At 69.4% G+C, this 15,974-nt stretch carries 14 protein-coding genes and 2 tRNA genes; 8 read left to right on the forward strand and 8 right to left on the reverse strand.

Annotated features, from left to right (window positions below; genetic code table 11):
• Position 1 precedes the first annotated feature (1 nt).
• From IE160_RS00615 to IE160_RS00635, 5 genes are all read right to left on the reverse strand, one after another.
• On the reverse strand, positions 2-1,033 hold the full coding sequence (locus IE160_RS00615; protein ID WP_179872917.1) for a LacI family DNA-binding transcriptional regulator: 1,032 nt from the start codon (positions 1,031-1,033) through the stop codon (positions 2-4).
• Positions 1,034-1,099: 66 nt separating this feature from the next.
• Positions 1,100-2,521, reverse strand: a complete 1,422-nt coding sequence (locus IE160_RS00620) for a glycoside hydrolase family 1 protein (RefSeq protein ID WP_191151360.1) — start codon at positions 2,519-2,521, stop codon at positions 1,100-1,102.
• On the reverse strand, positions 2,521-3,417 hold the full coding sequence (locus IE160_RS00625) for a carbohydrate ABC transporter permease (RefSeq protein WP_191151936.1): 897 nt from the start codon (positions 3,415-3,417) through the stop codon (positions 2,521-2,523). The genes IE160_RS00620 and IE160_RS00625 overlap by 1 nt, the downstream gene beginning before the upstream one ends.
• Positions 3,418-3,440: 23 nt before the next feature.
• Positions 3,441-4,478 carry a carbohydrate ABC transporter permease gene (locus IE160_RS00630; protein ID WP_152582586.1) on the reverse strand — a complete coding sequence of 346 codons (1,038 nt, stop codon included), beginning with the start codon at positions 4,476-4,478 and terminating at the stop codon, positions 3,441-3,443.
• Between the two features lie 128 nt (positions 4,479-4,606).
• A complete protein-coding gene (locus IE160_RS00635) occupies positions 4,607-5,908 on the reverse strand; it encodes an ABC transporter substrate-binding protein (RefSeq protein ID WP_191151361.1) in 1,302 nt (433 codons plus the stop codon).
• Between the two features lie 244 nt (positions 5,909-6,152).
• Here IE160_RS00635 and IE160_RS12665 point away from each other — a divergent pair, with 244 nt between their 5' ends.
• Positions 6,153-6,926, forward strand: coding sequence for a M15 family metallopeptidase (locus tag IE160_RS12665; protein ID WP_179872920.1), 774 nt, complete (start codon positions 6,153-6,155; stop codon positions 6,924-6,926).
• Between the two features lie 30 nt (positions 6,927-6,956).
• Here IE160_RS12665 and IE160_RS00645 read toward each other — a convergent pair whose 3' ends face one another.
• Together IE160_RS00645 and pgm are read right to left on the reverse strand one after the other, a co-directional pair.
• Positions 6,957-8,129: a MalY/PatB family protein gene (locus tag IE160_RS00645; RefSeq protein ID WP_224744511.1), complete on the reverse strand. Its 1,173-nt coding sequence runs from the start codon at positions 8,127-8,129 to the stop codon at positions 6,957-6,959.
• Entirely contained in the window at positions 8,126-9,751 is a 1,626-nt protein-coding gene (gene pgm, locus IE160_RS00650; protein WP_191151362.1) for a phosphoglucomutase (alpha-D-glucose-1,6-bisphosphate-dependent), read from the reverse strand. The genes IE160_RS00645 and pgm overlap by 4 nt, the downstream gene beginning before the upstream one ends.
• An 89-nt stretch (positions 9,752-9,840) precedes the next feature.
• Here pgm and pheA point away from each other — a divergent pair, with 89 nt between their 5' ends.
• Entirely contained in the window at positions 9,841-10,791 is a 951-nt protein-coding gene (gene pheA, locus IE160_RS00655; protein WP_152582590.1) for a prephenate dehydratase, read from the forward strand.
• Here pheA and IE160_RS00660 read toward each other — a convergent pair.
• Positions 10,788-11,807, reverse strand: a complete 1,020-nt coding sequence (locus IE160_RS00660) for a diacylglycerol/lipid kinase family protein (RefSeq protein WP_179872921.1) — start codon at positions 11,805-11,807, stop codon at positions 10,788-10,790. The genes pheA and IE160_RS00660 overlap by 4 nt on opposite strands.
• A gap of 73 nt (positions 11,808-11,880) precedes the next feature.
• Between IE160_RS00660 and serS the strand changes: the two genes are divergently transcribed.
• From serS to IE160_RS00690, 6 genes are all read left to right on the forward strand, one after another.
• Entirely contained in the window at positions 11,881-13,146 is a 1,266-nt protein-coding gene (serS, locus tag IE160_RS00665; RefSeq protein ID WP_179872922.1) for a serine--tRNA ligase, read from the forward strand.
• Positions 13,143-13,958, forward strand: a complete 816-nt coding sequence (locus IE160_RS00670) for an HAD family hydrolase (protein WP_191151363.1) — start codon at positions 13,143-13,145, stop codon at positions 13,956-13,958. Before serS ends, IE160_RS00670 begins: the two co-directional genes overlap by 4 nt.
• Positions 13,959-13,991: 33 nt before the next feature.
• A tRNA-Ser gene (locus tag IE160_RS00675) sits at positions 13,992-14,076 on the forward strand.
• Positions 14,077-14,140: 64 nt separating this feature from the next.
• Entirely contained in the window at positions 14,141-15,403 is a 1,263-nt protein-coding gene (locus IE160_RS00680; protein ID WP_179872924.1) for an LCP family protein, read from the forward strand.
• A 51-nt stretch (positions 15,404-15,454) separates the two neighbouring features.
• Positions 15,455-15,544 (forward strand) — tRNA-Ser (locus tag IE160_RS00685).
• 40 nt (positions 15,545-15,584) lie between these two features.
• On the forward strand, positions 15,585-15,962 hold the full coding sequence (locus IE160_RS00690) for a DUF4260 family protein (protein WP_246299272.1): 378 nt from the start codon (positions 15,585-15,587) through the stop codon (positions 15,960-15,962).
• Positions 15,963-15,974 lie beyond the last annotated feature (12 nt).

The raw sequence follows: 15,974 nt of genomic DNA on the forward strand, positions 1-15,974 counted from the left end.
CTCAGGCGCTATCGCCCTCGACGAGCTGCGTCGGAAGGATCGTGACCTGTGCGACTGCGCGACCCTCGATGCGGTCGACGATGAGGCGCGCCATCGTGCGGCCCACCTCCACGGAGGGCTGCTCGACGGTCGTGAGTCGCGGGGTGGCGTTCTGGGCGAAGTAGTCGTTGTCGATGGAGGTGATGGCGACGTCGTCGGGAATCGTGAGCCCAGCATCCCGCAGCACGCTCAGGGCGCCCGAGGCCATCTGCGAACTCGCCGCGAACAGCCCATCGATGCGCACGCCACGATCGAGGATGCGCCGCATCGCATCGGCGCCGCCCGCGGGTGTGAAGTCGCCGCGCTCCACGAGATCGGCTTCGAGCCCTGCCGCCTCGAGCCCGGCGCGCCAACCGTCGACACGATCGAGGCCTGCGGCCATGTCGGCGGGGCCCGCGATCGTCGCGATCCGACGGCGACCGCTCGCGACGAGGTGCTCGGTGGCGAGTCGGGCGGCAGCGACGTTGTCGACGTCCACGTAGTAGCCCTCTCCGCCTTCTGCGCTCATCGGCCGCCCGCCGAAGACGACCGGCAGCGTGCGTGCGAGGGCGAGGTAGGAGCGGTCGTCGGAGTGGTGCGAGAGCACGAGAGCGCCGTCGACGTTGCCCGCCTGCAAGAAGTTGCGGGTCTTCTCGGCGTCGGCCTCGGGCGCGATGAGCAGGCTCAGGGTGTACGCCGTGCTCGACAGCTCGAGCGCGACGCCCTGGATGACTTGAGCGAAGTAGGGGTCGGCGAAGAACTTGGCAGTGTTCTCGGGGATCACGAGCGCGATCGCGAACGTGCGCCGCGAGGCGAGGATGCGCGCCGCGCGGTTGGGTACGTAGCCGAGCTCCGCGATCGCGCGTTCGACGGCCGCGATCGCCGCCGGAGTCACGCGGGGCGAGTCGTTGATGACGCGTGAGACCGTGGCGCGTGAGACACCCGCGACAACGGCGACCTCCTCGAGGGTCGGCGCGCCCATCGCGGTGGCGTCGGTCGCCGTGTCGTCGCTCATGAGGGTGCTCCGATGGGGGTCGTGCCGGTGCGCCTCGGGTCGGCGGGGTCGGTGCGTGCCGCCATCCTACGGCGCAGCGGTCGCCGTGGTGGCGGCGCGCGCCTCGCTGATGAGCTGCGCGTACACGCGACCGCTGCGCTTGATCGTGCGCTTCTGCGTCTCGTAGTCGACGTGCACGATGCCGAACCGCTTGTCGTAGCCCCACGCCCACTCGAAGTTGTCGAGCAGCGACCACACGAAGTAGCCGCGCACGTCGGCTCCATCCTCGATAGCGGCGGCGACCGCCTCGAGGTGGGCGAGCAGGTACTCGACGCGGGGCTCGTCGTCGATCGAGCCGTCTTGCTCGACGACGTCGTCCCACGCCGACCCGTTCTCCGTCACGTAGAGCGGCGGAAGGGTCGGGTACTCGCGACCGAGGCGCACGAGCAGCTGCTGCAGGCCATCGGGGTTGATCTCCCAGTCCATGGCCGTGCGGGGCAGGCCGCGGCGGGGGAACGTGAGGTGCTCCGAGCCCACGAACGGGTTGCCGTGCGCGTAGTCGGTGGGCCGCAGCCCGCGCGGAGCATCCGAAGGCAGGGGATGACCGCTCACGTTGTCGTCGTGGTAATGATTCACACCCAGGAAGTCGATCGGCGCCGCGATCGTCTCGAGGTCGCCCTCGCGGATGAGCCCCTCGAAGTGGTGCTCGCGCACGTCCTCGACGAAGTCGGCAGGGTAGGCGCCGAGCAGGAGCGGTTCGAGGAAGGCGCGATTCCAGATGGCGTCGAGCCGTCGCGCGGCGTCCTGGTCCACTGGGTCATCGGGGTCGTTCGGCACCGCGTTCGTGAGGTTGAGCGTGATGCCGAGCTGCTGCGCTCCGTGCTCCCGCAGCGCGCGCGTGGCGAGGCCGTGGGCGAGGTGCTGGTGGTGCAGGGCCGCGAGGGCGGCGCGCGGCTCGCTGCGACCGGGCGCGTGCTCGCCGCCCGCGTAGCCGATGAGGGAGGAGCACAGCGGCTCGTTGAACGTCGTCCAGTGCGTGACGCGGTCGCCGAGCACCTCGTGCACGAGCGCGGCGTAGTCGCGGAACCGGTAGGCGGTGTCGCGGTTCGCCCAGCCGCCCTTCTCCTCGAGGGTCTGCGGCAGATCCCAGTGGTAGAGCGTGAGCCAGGGCAGGATGCCCGCCTCGAGCAGCTCGTCGACGAGGCGGCTGTAGAACGCGAGCCCGGCGCGATTCGGCTCGCGGTCACCCGGCTTGACGCGCGCCCAGCTCACCGAGAAGCGGTACGAGTCGAGGCCGAGCTCGCGCATGAGGGCCACGTCGTCGGGCATGCGGTGGTAGTGGTCGACGGCGACGGAGGGGGAGTCGCCGCGCGCGATCGCGCCGGGTACACGCGCGAACGCATCCCAGATCGAGTCTTCTTTGCCGCCCTCGTGCGACGCGCCCTCGATCTGCGCGGCCGCGGTGGCGGACCCCCACAGGAATCCCGGGGGGAGTCTCCGTGACGCCATCAGCCCTTCACCGCTCCCTGCATGATGCCCGAGATGAGCTGGCGCCCCGCGGCGATGAAGAGGATGAGCAGCGGCAGCGTCGCCAGCACGGCGCCGGCGAGCACGATCGAGTAGTCGACGTAGTAGCCCGACTGCAGCTGGCCGAGCGCCGTCTGCAGGGTCGGGTTCTGCGGGCTCAGCACGATGAGGGGCCACAGGTAGTCCGTCCACGCCATCATGAACGTGAAGAGGCCGAGGATCGCCATCGCGGGTCGGGCGGCGGGCACCGCGACCGTGAAGAAGGTGCGGATCTGGTTGGCGCCGTCGACCCTCGCCGCCTCGATGAGCTCGTCGGGAATGACGCCCACGAGGTACTGCCTCATGAAGAAGACCCCGAACGCCGTGACGAGGGTCGGGATGATGACGGCGCCGAGCGTGCCCGTCCACCCCAGCTCGCGCATGACGATGAAGAGCGGGATGATGCCGAGCTGGGTGGGAATCGCCATGGTCGCGATGACGAACACGAGCAGCCCCTCGCGACCCGTGAAGCGCAGCTTCGCGAAGGCGTAGCCCGCGAGGGTCGAGAACGTCACGACGGAGATCGTGATGATCGAGGAGACGATGATCGAGTTGCCGAGGGCGAGCCAGAAGGGAATGGCGTCGAGCACTCGTGCGGCGTTGGCGAGGAAGTTCCCGCCGGGGATGAGCGGCAGCGTCTCGCCACGGGTGGCGTTGGTGCCGCTCGCGACGACGAACGACCACCACAGGGGGTACGCGGTGCCGAGAACCCAGGCGAGCAGCAGGCCGTAGCTGAGGAAGCCGGGGCGCAGGGCCACGCCGGAGCCGCCGACTCGGCGCCTGCGCGGTCGGGGATGCTCGACCTCGGTCTTGTCGGCACGGGCGGGCCGCACGGGCATGACGGGGGTGGGGGCGGGCGCGGTCATCGGTTTCCCCTCCGGTGGGCGGCGAGTTGTCGTCGTGCACGACGGTTCAGGCGGTTCCCTTCGACGCTCGCGATGCGCCGCGAGATGCCGAAGTTGACGAGCCCGATCGCGACGATGAGCAGGAAGAGCAGCCACGCGATGGCCGCGGCCCGCCCGAAGTCCTGGCGGAAGAACGCCATCTCCCACAGGTAGAGCACCGTGGTCTGGAACTGTCGCTGGGCGCCGCCGATGCCACCGGCGTTCGAGACGTCGAACAGGCGGGGCTCGGCGAAGATCTGCAGGCCGCCGATCGTGGACGTGATGATGACGAAGATCACGGTGGGCCGGATGCTCGGGATCGTGATCGAGAAGAACCGACGTGAGGCTCCCGCTCCGTCGATGGCCGCGGACTCGTGAAGGTCGCGGGGCACCGCTTGCATGGCCGCGAGCAGGATGAGGGTGTTGTAGCCGGTCCAGCGCCAGTTGACCATCGTCGCGATCGCGACATGGCTGGCGAAGACGTCGTGCTTCCACTCGACCGGGTCGATGCCGACGAGGCCGATGAGGTTGTTGACGAGACCGGAGTCCTCGCTGAAGACGCTCGAGAAGATGAGGGCGACGGCGACGGGGGTCACGACGTAGGGCAGCAGCACGCTCATGCGCCAGAAGGTGCGGGCCTTGAGGTGCTGGTCGAGAATCGCTGCCAGCACGAGCGCCATCGCGAGCTGGGGCACGGTCGAGATGAGGAAGATGCTCAGCGTGTTGCCGATCGAGTTCCAGAAGAAGCGGTCGCCGAGGACGGCGGCGAAGTTGTCGAATCCGACGAAGTCGCCCTGCCCCTGCAGGAGCGGCCAGTCGTGCAGGGAGACGACGAGCGTGTAGATGAGGGGGAAGAGCCCCGTGACGGCGAAGAGCACGAAGAAGGGGGCGATGTAGAGGTACGGCGAGGCCTTGAGGTCGAATCGGGCCAGGGTGAGCCCCGTGCGACGGCGGGGCGCTGCGCCTGGGGTGGCCGGTGGCGTGCCCTGCTCGGGTCGCGCGAGTGTGCTCGTCATGGTGGTTCCGTTTCGCCGGCGCTCGAGGCCGGTGTCGGCCGCGATACGGGGAGGAGTGGGATGGAGGGAGGTGCGCGACGGGGGCCGTTCCGTTCGGGTCGGGAACGGCCCCCGTCGTCGTGGTGGTGCTAGCCGACCAGCTCGTCGAGCAGGGCCAGGGCCTCGGCCCAGGCGCCTTCGCCGTCGAGCTCGCCGCGGTCGAGCGCCTGCAGCGGCGGGCCGAAGACGTTCTCCTGGATCAGCGAGTCGTCCGGTCCCTTGAACTGCGCGACGACGCCCTCGGCGCGACCCGCGAGGATCGAGCCCACCGGCGCGTCATTGAAGAACGCGTTCGGCGTGGGGTTTGCGGCCAGTTCGGCCTGAGCCTCGAGGGTGCTCGGGAAGGTTCCCGCTGCGTCGAACTGCTTGATCTGCTGCTCGGGCTCGGTCAGCCACGAGGCGAGGGCCGCCGCGGCTTCCTTCTTGTCGCTCGTCTCGGGCACGGCGAGGAACGCGCCGCCCCAGTTCGCCGCGCCGCCGGGGAAGACGTCAGCGAAGTCCCAGCCGGTCGAGGCGTCGCCGCCACCGGCTTCGGTGTTGCCCTGCACGACGCCGAGCATCCAGCCGGGGCACACGAAGGTCGCGAAGGTGCCGTCGACGAACGACTGTCCGCCGTTCCAGTCCCACGCGCCCTGCGCGGCCGACTGGCCGCCCTCGGTCGCGGCGGCGAGCTGGTCGAAGCGCGCCTTGAGCTCGGCGTTGCCGTCGACGTTGAGCTCGCCATCCGAGGTGTAGTAGCCCTCGGGCAGCTGGTTCACCATGGCGTTCCAGACGAAGCCCGAGTGGTCGTACCAGGCCTTGCCGGTGGCGTCGACGTACTGCTGGCCGACCTCGAAGAAGGTGTCCCAGCCGCCATCGAGCAGCTCGGCGACGCCCTCGCGGTCACTCGGCAGGCCGGCGGCCTCGAAGAGCGGGCCGTTGAAGCAGATGCCCTCCGGGCCGATGTCAGTGCCGTAGCCGATGACGCGGCCGTCGGGGTCGGTCGCCTGCTGGTACTTCCAGTCGACCCAGTCGCCGGCGCGGTCCTCGATGCCGTAGTCGCGCAGGTCGACGAACTCACCGCTGACCTCCATGATCGACCCGAGCCAGCCTTCCTCGAGGGCGACGATGTCGCTCAGTCCGCTGCCGGCGGCGAGCTTCGTGAAGGTGTCGGTGCGGGCGTTGCCACCGGTGTCGATGTTGTTGGCGACGATCGTCACGTTGGGGTTGAGGTCCATGTACTCCTCGTACAGGTCCTCGTACCCGAAGGTGCCGAAGGTCGTGATGGTGAGCTCGATGGGCTCGTCGGCCGAGGGCTCGCTGGCTTCGGTCGCGCAGCCGCTCGCGACGAGCGCGAAGGCTGCTGCCCCCGCGACGGCGGCGCCTGCTGTGGTGCGTCGTGACAGTCTCACGGTCACTCCTTTGTGCGTGTGTGGGTGAATGGATCGAGAGGGGATCTCTCAGCGTGAGAGCGCTCTCATTCAGAGACCGTGAGAGCGCTCTCACACTTCGGCACACAGTACGCATCATCGGACTGGAATGTCAACGCTAGTTCCAGATCGACCTGAAATCCCTGATCAGAGGGATGCTCTTCCCCCACCCGCGCGCTCGCCGACGACCCTCGGGCTCGCGTGCGCGGCCCGGTAGGCTCGACTCGTGAACGCACGCGGCACCTCCCTCATCGCCCTCACAGCGGCGACCCTGCTCGCACTCGCGGGGTGCGCCGTCGACCGAGGGCCGCTGCCCGTGCCGAGCACCCCCACGGCGACCCCGAGCGAGACCCCGACGCCCACCCCCACGCCGACTCCGACGCCCACCTTCGACCGCGAGGCGCGCTCGATCGACGACCCGAACTCGCTGTGGGTCGTCGCGAACAAGCTGCGCCCGCTGCAGCCGCAGAGCTACGCCCCGAGCGATCTCGTATTCGTCGACATTCCCTACGTGTACGAGCCGTACTTGCGTGCAGAAGCAGCGGATGCCGCCGTCGACATGTTCGCGACGGCGCGCGAGGAGGCGGGGCTCGAGCTGCAGTCGCAGAGCTCCTACCGTAGCTACGACTCGCAGGTGCGCATCTATCAGGGCTGGGTCGACAGCCTCGGGCAGAGCGCGGCCGACCTCACGAGCGCGCGTCCAGGGCACAGCGAGCATCAGACGGGCCTGTCGATCGACATCAGCTCGGTGCCGTCGGTGTGTCCGCTCGATCAGTGCTTCGGCGACACGCCTCACGGTCAGTGGCTCGCCGCCAACGCGCACCGGTTCGGCTTCCACCTGCGCTACCCGGCGGGGCTCACCGACATCACCGGCTACGAGTACGAGCCGTGGCACTACCGATACGTGGGCGTCGAGCTGGCGACCGAGCTGCATGAGACGGGCATCCGAACTCTCGAGGAGTTCTTCGGGCTGCCCCCGGCGCCCACTTACGCGGGCTGAGCCTCCGTCCTCAGTAGGTCGGCTGCCTCGTCAGCGCCCGGCGGCGCGCGCGATTCCCGCGACGAGCTGCTCGACGAGCGGCCGAGGCGTCGCGAGGATCATGCGCACGTGGCCAGCGCCGGCCCGTCCGCTCGCGGTGCCCTCGGTGAGGGATACGGCAGCGCGCTCGCGAATGGTCGACGCCGGGGTGTCGCCGAGCCCGAGCGCGCCCACGTCGAGCCACGCGATGTAGGTGCCCTCCGGCCGCCGGTAGCCGACCTCGGGCAGGCGGTCGGCGAGCAATTCGCCGAGCAGGGCGAGGTTGCCGTCGATGTAGTCGACGACGTCGGCGAGCCACGCGCGACCGTGATCGTAGGCTGCCGTGTTGGCGATGACGCCGAGCGTGCTCGCGCCGTGGCTGCCGAGCGGCCCGAGGCTCTCCCAGATCGCCTCGTCGGCGTCGCTGCTCGTGATGAACTGCGCGCACTTGACACCGGGCAGGTTCCACGCCTTCGACGCCGAGATCGCGGTGACGGTGTGCCGGGCGGTCACGTCGCTCACGCTCGCGTACGGCACGTGGCGCCTCTCGCCGAACACGATCGGGGCATGGATCTCGTCGGAGAACACGCGAGCGCCGTGCCGGTCGACGACGGTCGCAAGCGCCTCGAGCTCCGGCCGCTCGAACACCCGGCCACCCGGGTTGAGCGGATTGCACAGCAGCACGAGACCTGCGCCCGCGGCCAGCGCGGCGTCGATCCCGTCGAGGTCGAGCGTGTGGCGGCCTTCGTCGACGGCGTGCGGAACCTCCACGACCTCCCGCCCGAGCGTCGCCGGGAAGGTCAGGAAGGGCATGTACGCCGGGGTCGGCACGACGACGGCAGAACCGGGGCGCGTGTAGTGCCTGATCGCGTACTCGAGGCCCTGGATGACGTCGGCGATGGGATGCACGCGCTCCGGCGTCGGATCCCACCCGGTCTCCTCGGCGAGCCATCCGGCGGTCGCCCGCGACAGCTCGCTCGAGACGCCCCGCGGCAGGTAGCCGAGGTCGCCGCGGTCGACCGCGTCATGCAGCGCCGCCGTGACCGCGGGCGCCGTGCCGAGGTCCGACTCGGCCACCCACGCGCCGAGCGTGCCGGGGAAGAGCGACCACTTCATGCCGCCGCGGGCACTCAACTGCTGCGGCGTGATCGCATCCCACGCGGCGAAGCGCTCGGCGCGGCTCACGAGCCGCCCAGCGCGGCGTCGACGATCGCCTTCGCCTCGCGCTGCACCTGCGCGAGGTGCTCGGGGCCGCCGAAGGACTCGGCGTAGATCTTGTAGACGTCCTCCGTGCCGCTCGGCCGCGCCGCGAACCACGCCCGGTGCGTCGACACCTTGAGGCCGCCGATGGCCGCACCGTTGCCGTGCGCCTCCGAGAGCGTCGCCGTGATCGGGTCGCCCGCGAGCTCTTCCGCCGTGATCGCGTCGCCCTGCAGCGAGCCGAGCGCGGTCTTCTGCGCGGCGGTGGCGGGAGCATCCACTCGTTCGTAGGCGGGGTCTCCGTAGCGGTCGGTGAGGTCCGCGTAGATCTGCGAGGGGGTCTGCCCGGTGACCGCGGTGATCTCCGACGCGAGGAGGGCGAGCAGAATGCCGTCCTTGTCGGTCGTCCACACCGTGCCGTCCTTGCGCACGAAGCTCGCCCCAGCGCTCTCCTCGCCGCCGAACGCGACCGAGCCGTCGAGGAGGCCGGGCACGAACCACTTGAACCCCACGGGCACCTCCCACAGGCGCCGCCCCAGGCCGTCAGCGACCCGGTCGATCATCGTGCTCGAGACGAGGGTCTTGCCGATCGCGGCATCGGCTCGCCAGCCGGGGCGGTGGGTGTAGAGGTACTCGATCGCGACGGCGAGATAGTGGTTGGGGTTCATGAGACCGCCGTCGGGCGTGACGATGCCGTGCCGGTCGGCGTCGGCGTCGTTGCCGGTGAGAAGGTCGTAGTCGTGCCGGTGGGCGAGCACGCTCGCCATCGCGTGGCGGCTCGACGGGTCCATGCGAATCTTGCCGTCCCAGTCGAGGGTCATGAAGCCCCACCGCGGGTCGACCGTCGGGTTCACGACCGTGAGGTCGAGACCGTAGCGCTCGGCGATGAGAGCCCAGTAGTTGACCGCGGCACCGCCGAGCGGGTCGGCGCCGATGCGCAGGCCGCTCGCGCGCACCGCGTCGAGATCGAGGATGTCGCCCAGGTCCGCGACGTAGTGCTCGCGGAAGTCGTAGGGTTGCGCATCGACGGCGACCTGACGCTGCACGTCACGGTTGCCTCCGGCGATGAGCTCGTTGGCGCGGCGGGCGATCCAGCTCGTCGCGTCCGAATCCGCCGGCCCACCGTGGGGAGGGTTGTACTTGAAGCCGCCGTCGCGGGGCGGGTTGTGACTGGGGGTGATGACGATGCCGTCACGCTGTGCGTCGGTGGGAGCATCCCGATTCGCCCGCAGGATCGCGTGGCTGAGCGCGGGGGTGGGAACCCAGTCGTTGTGAGCGTCGACGAGGGCCGTGACGCCGTTCGCCGCGAGCACCTCGAGCGCCGTCCGCTGTGCAGGGGCGGAGAGCGCGTGCGTGTCGGCGCCGACGAAGATCGGCCCGCGCGTGCCCTGCTCGGAGCGGTACTCGACGATCGCCTGCGTGATCGCGGCGATGTGGGTGTCGGTGAAGGCGCCGTCGAGGCTCGAGCCGCGGTGCCCGCTCGTGCCGAACACGACGCGCTGCGCCGGGTCGTCGAGGTCGGGAACGCGGTCGTCGTACGCCCCCAGCAGCGCGTCGATGTCGACGAGGTCGTCCGGGCGGGCGGGTGTTCCGGCGCGTTCGGTCATGCGCCCATCCAACCACCGGGCCCTGCGAGCATCCACACCCGAACCCCTGCGGCACAAGGGGCGGGATGCTCGGCAATAGACTGCCGAGCATGAGCGACGCCCCCGACGCGACCCCGGTGTACTCCTATCTGGGCCCGATCGGCACGTTCACGTGGGAGGCCCTGCGCCAGGTGCCTGAGGCCGCGGGTGCGACCTGGCGCAGCGTGAGCAATGTCGGCGAGGCGCTCGACGACGTGACCGCGGGCCGCAGCGTCGGCGCGATGATCGCGATCGAGAACTCGGTCGAGGGCGGGGTGAGCGCCACGCAGGACGCCCTCGCGACCGTGCCAGGCCTGCGCATCATCGGCGAGTACCTCGTGCCCGTGAACTTCGTTCTCGTCGCCCGACCGGGTGTGCGCCTCGAGGATGTGCGGGTCGTCTCGGCGCATCCCGTCGCCTACGCGCAATGCCGCCATTACCTGGAGTCGGCCCTGCCCGATCACGGCCACATCCCCGCGCCGTCGAACGTCGCCGCCGCTGCGGGGCTGCTCGAGAACGATCTCGCGCAGGCCGCGGTCGCGCCGCCGGGCATCACCGACCACCACGCTCTCGAGGTGCTCGCCGAGCAGATCGGCGACAACCCGAACGCCGTCACGCGCTTCGCGCTCGTGAGCCGCAGCCTCGCCATTCCCGAGCGCACCGGCGCCGACAAGACGAGCATCATCGCGGAGCTTCCCGACGACGCGCCCGGTCGGCTGCTCGAGATGCTCGAGCAGTTCGCCACGCGCGGTGTCAACATGAGCCTGCTCGAGTCGCGGCCCATCGGCGACGCCCTCGGCCGCTACCGCTTCGTCATCGACCTCGACGGCCACATCCACGACGAACGGGTCGCCGACGCCCTTCTGGGGCTGCGACGCTTCAGCCCCAAGGTCATCTTCCTGGGTTCGTACCCGCGGGCGGACAAGCGTCAGGTCGAGTTCGTGCAGGAGTACGGCGACGAGGTCTTCGCGGATGCGCGCGACTGGTTGCGGAGCATCCTCTCGGGGGAACCGGAAGCCTAGGACTGCCCGGCGGCACCGAGCCGCTCGCGCTCGCCCTTCGGGATGCGCACGATGAGGGCGGCGGGAGCGACCCGCACGGCGACGTGCGTCACGAGGCCGATCTCCTCGCCGTCGATCTCGAACTCCTCGGGCTTGTCGAAACCGAGGGTCATCCTGCGCCCTTGGAAGTAGCGGAGGGCGCGCACGCGCTTGTCCGCGGCCATGATGCGCCGACCGACGCGGGACTTGTGCAGCACCCCGTTCTCCCAGACGAGGGCGGTGCCGACGCGGATCCAGCCCCAGAGATTGCGCGGGCGCATGGCGACGACGTCGAGCAGGCCGTCGTCGATCCTCGCCTCGGGGAGGATGAGCACGCCGCCCGGGAGGGCACCGCAGTTGCCGATGAGCACGGTGTGGGCGCTCGTCGATCGGGGGGAGGAGCCGTCGAGGGTGTACCGCAGGCGCACCGCGTCGACGTCCTTGAAGATGCGCGCGATGGCTTCCACGTAGGCGAGCCAGCCGACGCGCTTCTTGAGGTCGGCATTCGTCGCCGCGATCATCTTCGCGTCGAGCCCGATGCCGATCATGACCACGAAGGCGTGCGCTTCCGTCTCGCCGCCCTCGCGCGTGATCTCCGCGATCCCCGCATCGATCGCGTGGTCCTCGCCCGTGAACGCGGTGCCGACTGCCTCCTTCATGCGGTTGACGCTCACGCCGAGGTTGCGGGCGAGCAGATTGCCGGTGCCCGCGGGCATGAGCACCATGGGCATTCCCGAGTCGACGAGCCCCTCCGAGACCGCCCGCACGGTGCCGTCTCCGCCGGCGACGAGCACGGCGGTCACGCCAGCCTCGACGGCGTCGCGCGCGACACCCTGGCCTGGGTCGTCGACGCTCGTCTCGAGCCAGAGGGACTCGGCCCAGCCGTGGTCCTTCTCCGCGGCCGCCACCGTGCGGCGCAGCTCCTTCAGCTCCACCTTAACCGGGTTGACGACGACGCCGAGACGCGGAAGGTCGGCGGAGGCGCCAGCAGTGGCCATGGCGTCAGAGTAGAGCATGTCGCACGGGCTATGCCGCGTGATTCCCAGCCGGGGTGCGTGACAGACTAGGGGCGTGATCGACCCCCAACTGCTGCGCGAGAATCCGGATTCCCTGCGACGCTCGCAGGAGGCCAGACGGGCGTCGGTCGACCTCGTCGACGAGGCGATCGCGGCCGATCAGGCACGACGCGAGGCGATCACCGCCTTCGAGTCCCTGCGCGCGGAGCAGAACGCCGTCGGCAAGACGGTCGCGGCGGCACCCAAGGAGGAGAAGGCGGCGCTCGTCGCCCAGGCCCAGGAGCTGTCGGCGCGCGTCAAGCAGGCCCAGCACGAGGTGACCGCAGCCGAGGAGGAGTTCGCCCGCGTCGTCGGCGGCCTCCCCAACGTCGTCCTCGACGGTGTGCCCGCGGGCGGTGAAACCGACTTCATCACGCTGCGCGAGGAGGGGACGGTACCGCGCTTCGACTTCGAGCCCCGTGATCACGTCGAGCTCGGCGAGCTGCTCGACGCGATCGACCTGCAGCGCGGAGTCAAGGTCTCCGGCTCGCGCTTCTACTTCCTCAAGGGCGTCGGTGCGCGTCTCGAGCTCGCGATCATGAACCTTGCGCTCGACCGCGCACTGGAGGCCGGCTTCACCCCCATGATCACCCCGACGCTCGTGACACCGGAGGTCATGTCGGGCACGGGCTTCCTCGGCGAGCACGCCGACGAGGTCTACCGCTTGCGCGACGACGACCTCTACCTCACGGGCACGAGCGAGGTGGCGCTCGCCGGCTATCACGCCGACGAGATCCTCGACCTGAGCGGCGGCCCCCTGCGCTACGCCGGCTGGTCGACCTGCTACCGCCGCGAGGCGGGCAGCTACGGCAAAGACACTCGCGGCATCATCCGCGTGCACCAGTTCCAGAAGCTCGAGATGTTCAGCTACGTCGACCCGGCTGACGCGGTCGCCGAGCACGAGGCTCTTCTTGCCCTCCAGGAGGGGATGCTGCGCTCACTCGGCCTCCCCTATCGCGTCATCGACGTCGCGGCCGGCGATCTCGGCTCGAGTGCCGCGCGCAAGTTCGATGTGGAGGCCTGGGTGCCGACGCAGGATGCTTACCGCGAGCTCACGAGCACGAGCAACTGCACGACCTTCCAGGCGCGGCGACTCGACACCCGGTATCGCACCGAGAGCGGCAAGACCGCGCCGGTCGCGACCCTCAACGGCACGCTCGCGACGACGCGCTGGCTCGTCGCGATCCTCGAGACGCACCAGCAGGCGGACGGCTCGGTCGTCGTACCCGAGGTACTGCGCCCCTACCTGGGCGGTCTCTCGGTGATGGAGCCCGTCGCGTGAGCAGAAAGTGGCTGGTGGCCCTCGACATCGACGGCACGGTTCTGCACGAGGATGGCACGCTCTCGGATGCAGTGCGCGACGAAGTGCAGCGCGTGCGCGATGACGGGCACGAGGTCATGCTCGCCACGGGCCGCTCGGTGGCGATGACGCTCCCCATCCTCGACCGGCTCGGCATCGCGCCCGAGTACGTCGTGTGCTCGAACGGCGCGATCACACTGCGTCGCGATGAGAAGGCCCCCACCGGGTACCGGCGCCACCATGTCGAGACATTCGATGCCTCGGCGGTGCTCGAGCGCATCCGGCCCCACCTGACCCACGCGAACTACGCCGTCGAGAACGAGGAGGGGCTGTACCGCTTCCACGGCTCCTTCCCCGACGGCGCTCTCGGCGCGGTGAGCGAGGAGGTGCCGTTCGAGAAGCTCGCGCACGAGCCCGCGACCCGCGTCGTCGTGATCTCTCCCGGGCACGCGATGGAGGAGTTCCTCGCCGCCGTCGAGCTCATGGGTCTGCACCAGGTGAGCTACAACGTCGGCTGGACGGCGTGGCTCGACATCGCGCCCGACGGCGTGAACAAGTCCACCGCCCTCGAGCGAGTGCGGGATGCTCATGGCATTCCCCGAGACCGCGTCCTGTGCGTGGGTGACGGCCGCAACGACATCGAGATGCTCGACTGGGCGACGCGCGGCGGGGGGCGCGGTGTCGCGATGGGGCAAGCCCCGGACGAGGTCGTCGCCGTCGCCTCCGAGGTCACCGCGACCGACATCGAGGACGGCCTCGCGAAGGCGCTCGCGACACTCCACGCCTCTGCATAGGCATGGTCGGGTACTCTTCTCACTGACCACCAAGGAGGGCTGTCCGAGCGGCCGATGGAGCTGGTCTTGAAAACCAGTGGGCAGAAATGTCTCGTGGGTTCGAATCCCACGCCCTCCGCTCGAGACGCTCGGCCCCGTCGGGCCGCATGCTTGCACCCTGAACCTGTGCACGAGGAGACCGCATGACTGAGCAGCTTCGTGATCGCGCGAGCCGATCGTTGCCGACCGCGGCCGTGCGCCACGGCCGACTCAAGCGTCACAGTGCATGGAAGACCCTTCTCGCCGTCCTCGGCGGCACGATGGCCGTTGTTCTGGTGAGCGGGGTCTCTGTCGCGGCGATCGCGGTGAATCAGCTCAATGAGAGCATCGACGTCGTCGAGCTCGTCACGGCAGAAGGCGAGGAGCGCGTCATCCCGACTGTCGGGGAGTGGGAAGGCGGTTTCAACGTGCTCCTCGTCGGCGTAGACAACGCCGAGGGCCAATCGGACGGCGACGACCGCGGAGGCGCCGTCCTCAACGACGTCAACATTCTCGTGCACGTCGCCGAGGACCAGCAGTCGGCGGTCGCGGTCAGCATCCCTCGTGACATGGTTGTGCCGATTCCGTCGTGCCCGAACCCGGAGGGCGGCAGCTACTTCGCGATGTCGGCGCAGCCCATCAACGTGGCGATGTCGTACGGCGGCCTGAGCTGTGTTGTGCTGACGGTCGAGGCCCTCACGGGCCTCGACGTCCCGTACGCCGGAATCATCTCCTTCGACGGCGTCGCTCGCATGTCATCCGCCGTGGGTGGCGTAGATGTGTGTGTTGATGGCCCCATCTACGATGAGTTCACAGGATTGAACCTTCCCGAGGCCGGCACCTACAGTCTCGAGGGTCGGCAGGCGCTGGCTTTCTTGCGCTCACGCAAGGGTGTAGGGGACGGTAGCGACCTCGGCCGGATCAGCTCGCAGCAGGTGTACCTCTCGTCGCTCATCCGCAAGGTGCAGTCGGAGGGCGTCCTCACCGATGTGACGAAGCTGTACGGGCTCGCGACGGTGGCGACCAGTTCGATGAAACTGTCGAGCAGTCTCGCGAACGTCGACACGATGGTCTCGATGGCTCTCGTGCTCAAGGACATCCCAACGGAAAACATCACGTTCGTCCAGTATCCCGGCACGACCGGTGGCACAGGGGTGTACTCGGGCAAGGTGCAGCCGATCGAGTGGCAGGCGTCCGCTTTGCTCGAGAAGATTCGCAATGACGAGTCTTTCGCACTCCAGGAGGGTGAGACGGGCATCGGCTCAGCGCTGGACCCCAACGCCCCGGCACCCGAGCCCACGACCCCCGCACCGACGGGTTCGGCGGCACCAACGGTCCCGCCACTCGCGGACGAGGAGCCTGCAGAGGTTCTCGAGGGCGTCAAGGGTCAGACCGCGGCTGACTACACCTGCTCGGTCGCCAACTAGGCCGTGTGAAGCCTCACCCACGAGCGGCTATAGTGGGGGAGGCTTCAGCCAGGAGACGTCGCATAGTCCGGCCGAGTGCACCACCCTGCTAAGGTGGAGTCCCCTTTGAGGGGACCGAGGGTTCAAATCCCTCCGTCTCCGCTCTCCTCCGTCCGTCTGGCTCGCAATGAACCCTGAACGAGTGCAACGAATCGAGAGCGCCCTGCTGGGGGTTCTCGTGATCGTCATCGCGGTCGTCATCTACCCCGAGTGGTGGTGGGTCACGCTCGCCGCCTTCCTGCTCTTCGACCTCTCAGCGCTCGGCTACCTGCGATCCCCGTCAGTGGGCGCCGCCCTCTACAACAGCGTCCACAACTACGCGTGGCCGGCTGTGCTCGGGGCTGTCGCTCTTCTCATGTCAGCATCCTCGCCCGAGCTGTCGACCATCTGCGGTCTCGCAGCGTTGGCCGGGGCCTTCCATGTGGCCGTCGATCGGGCACTCGGATACGGGCTGAAGCGGCCGGACGCTTTCACGCACACCCACCTCGGGTGGATCGGGCGCGACCGCCCGCGCACCTAGCGCGGACCCGTC

The sequence above is a fragment of the Chryseoglobus sp. 28M-23 genome (genome assembly GCF_014789785.1).
In the GTDB taxonomy this organism is placed as follows: domain Bacteria; phylum Actinomycetota; class Actinomycetes; order Actinomycetales; family Microbacteriaceae; genus Microcella; species Microcella indica.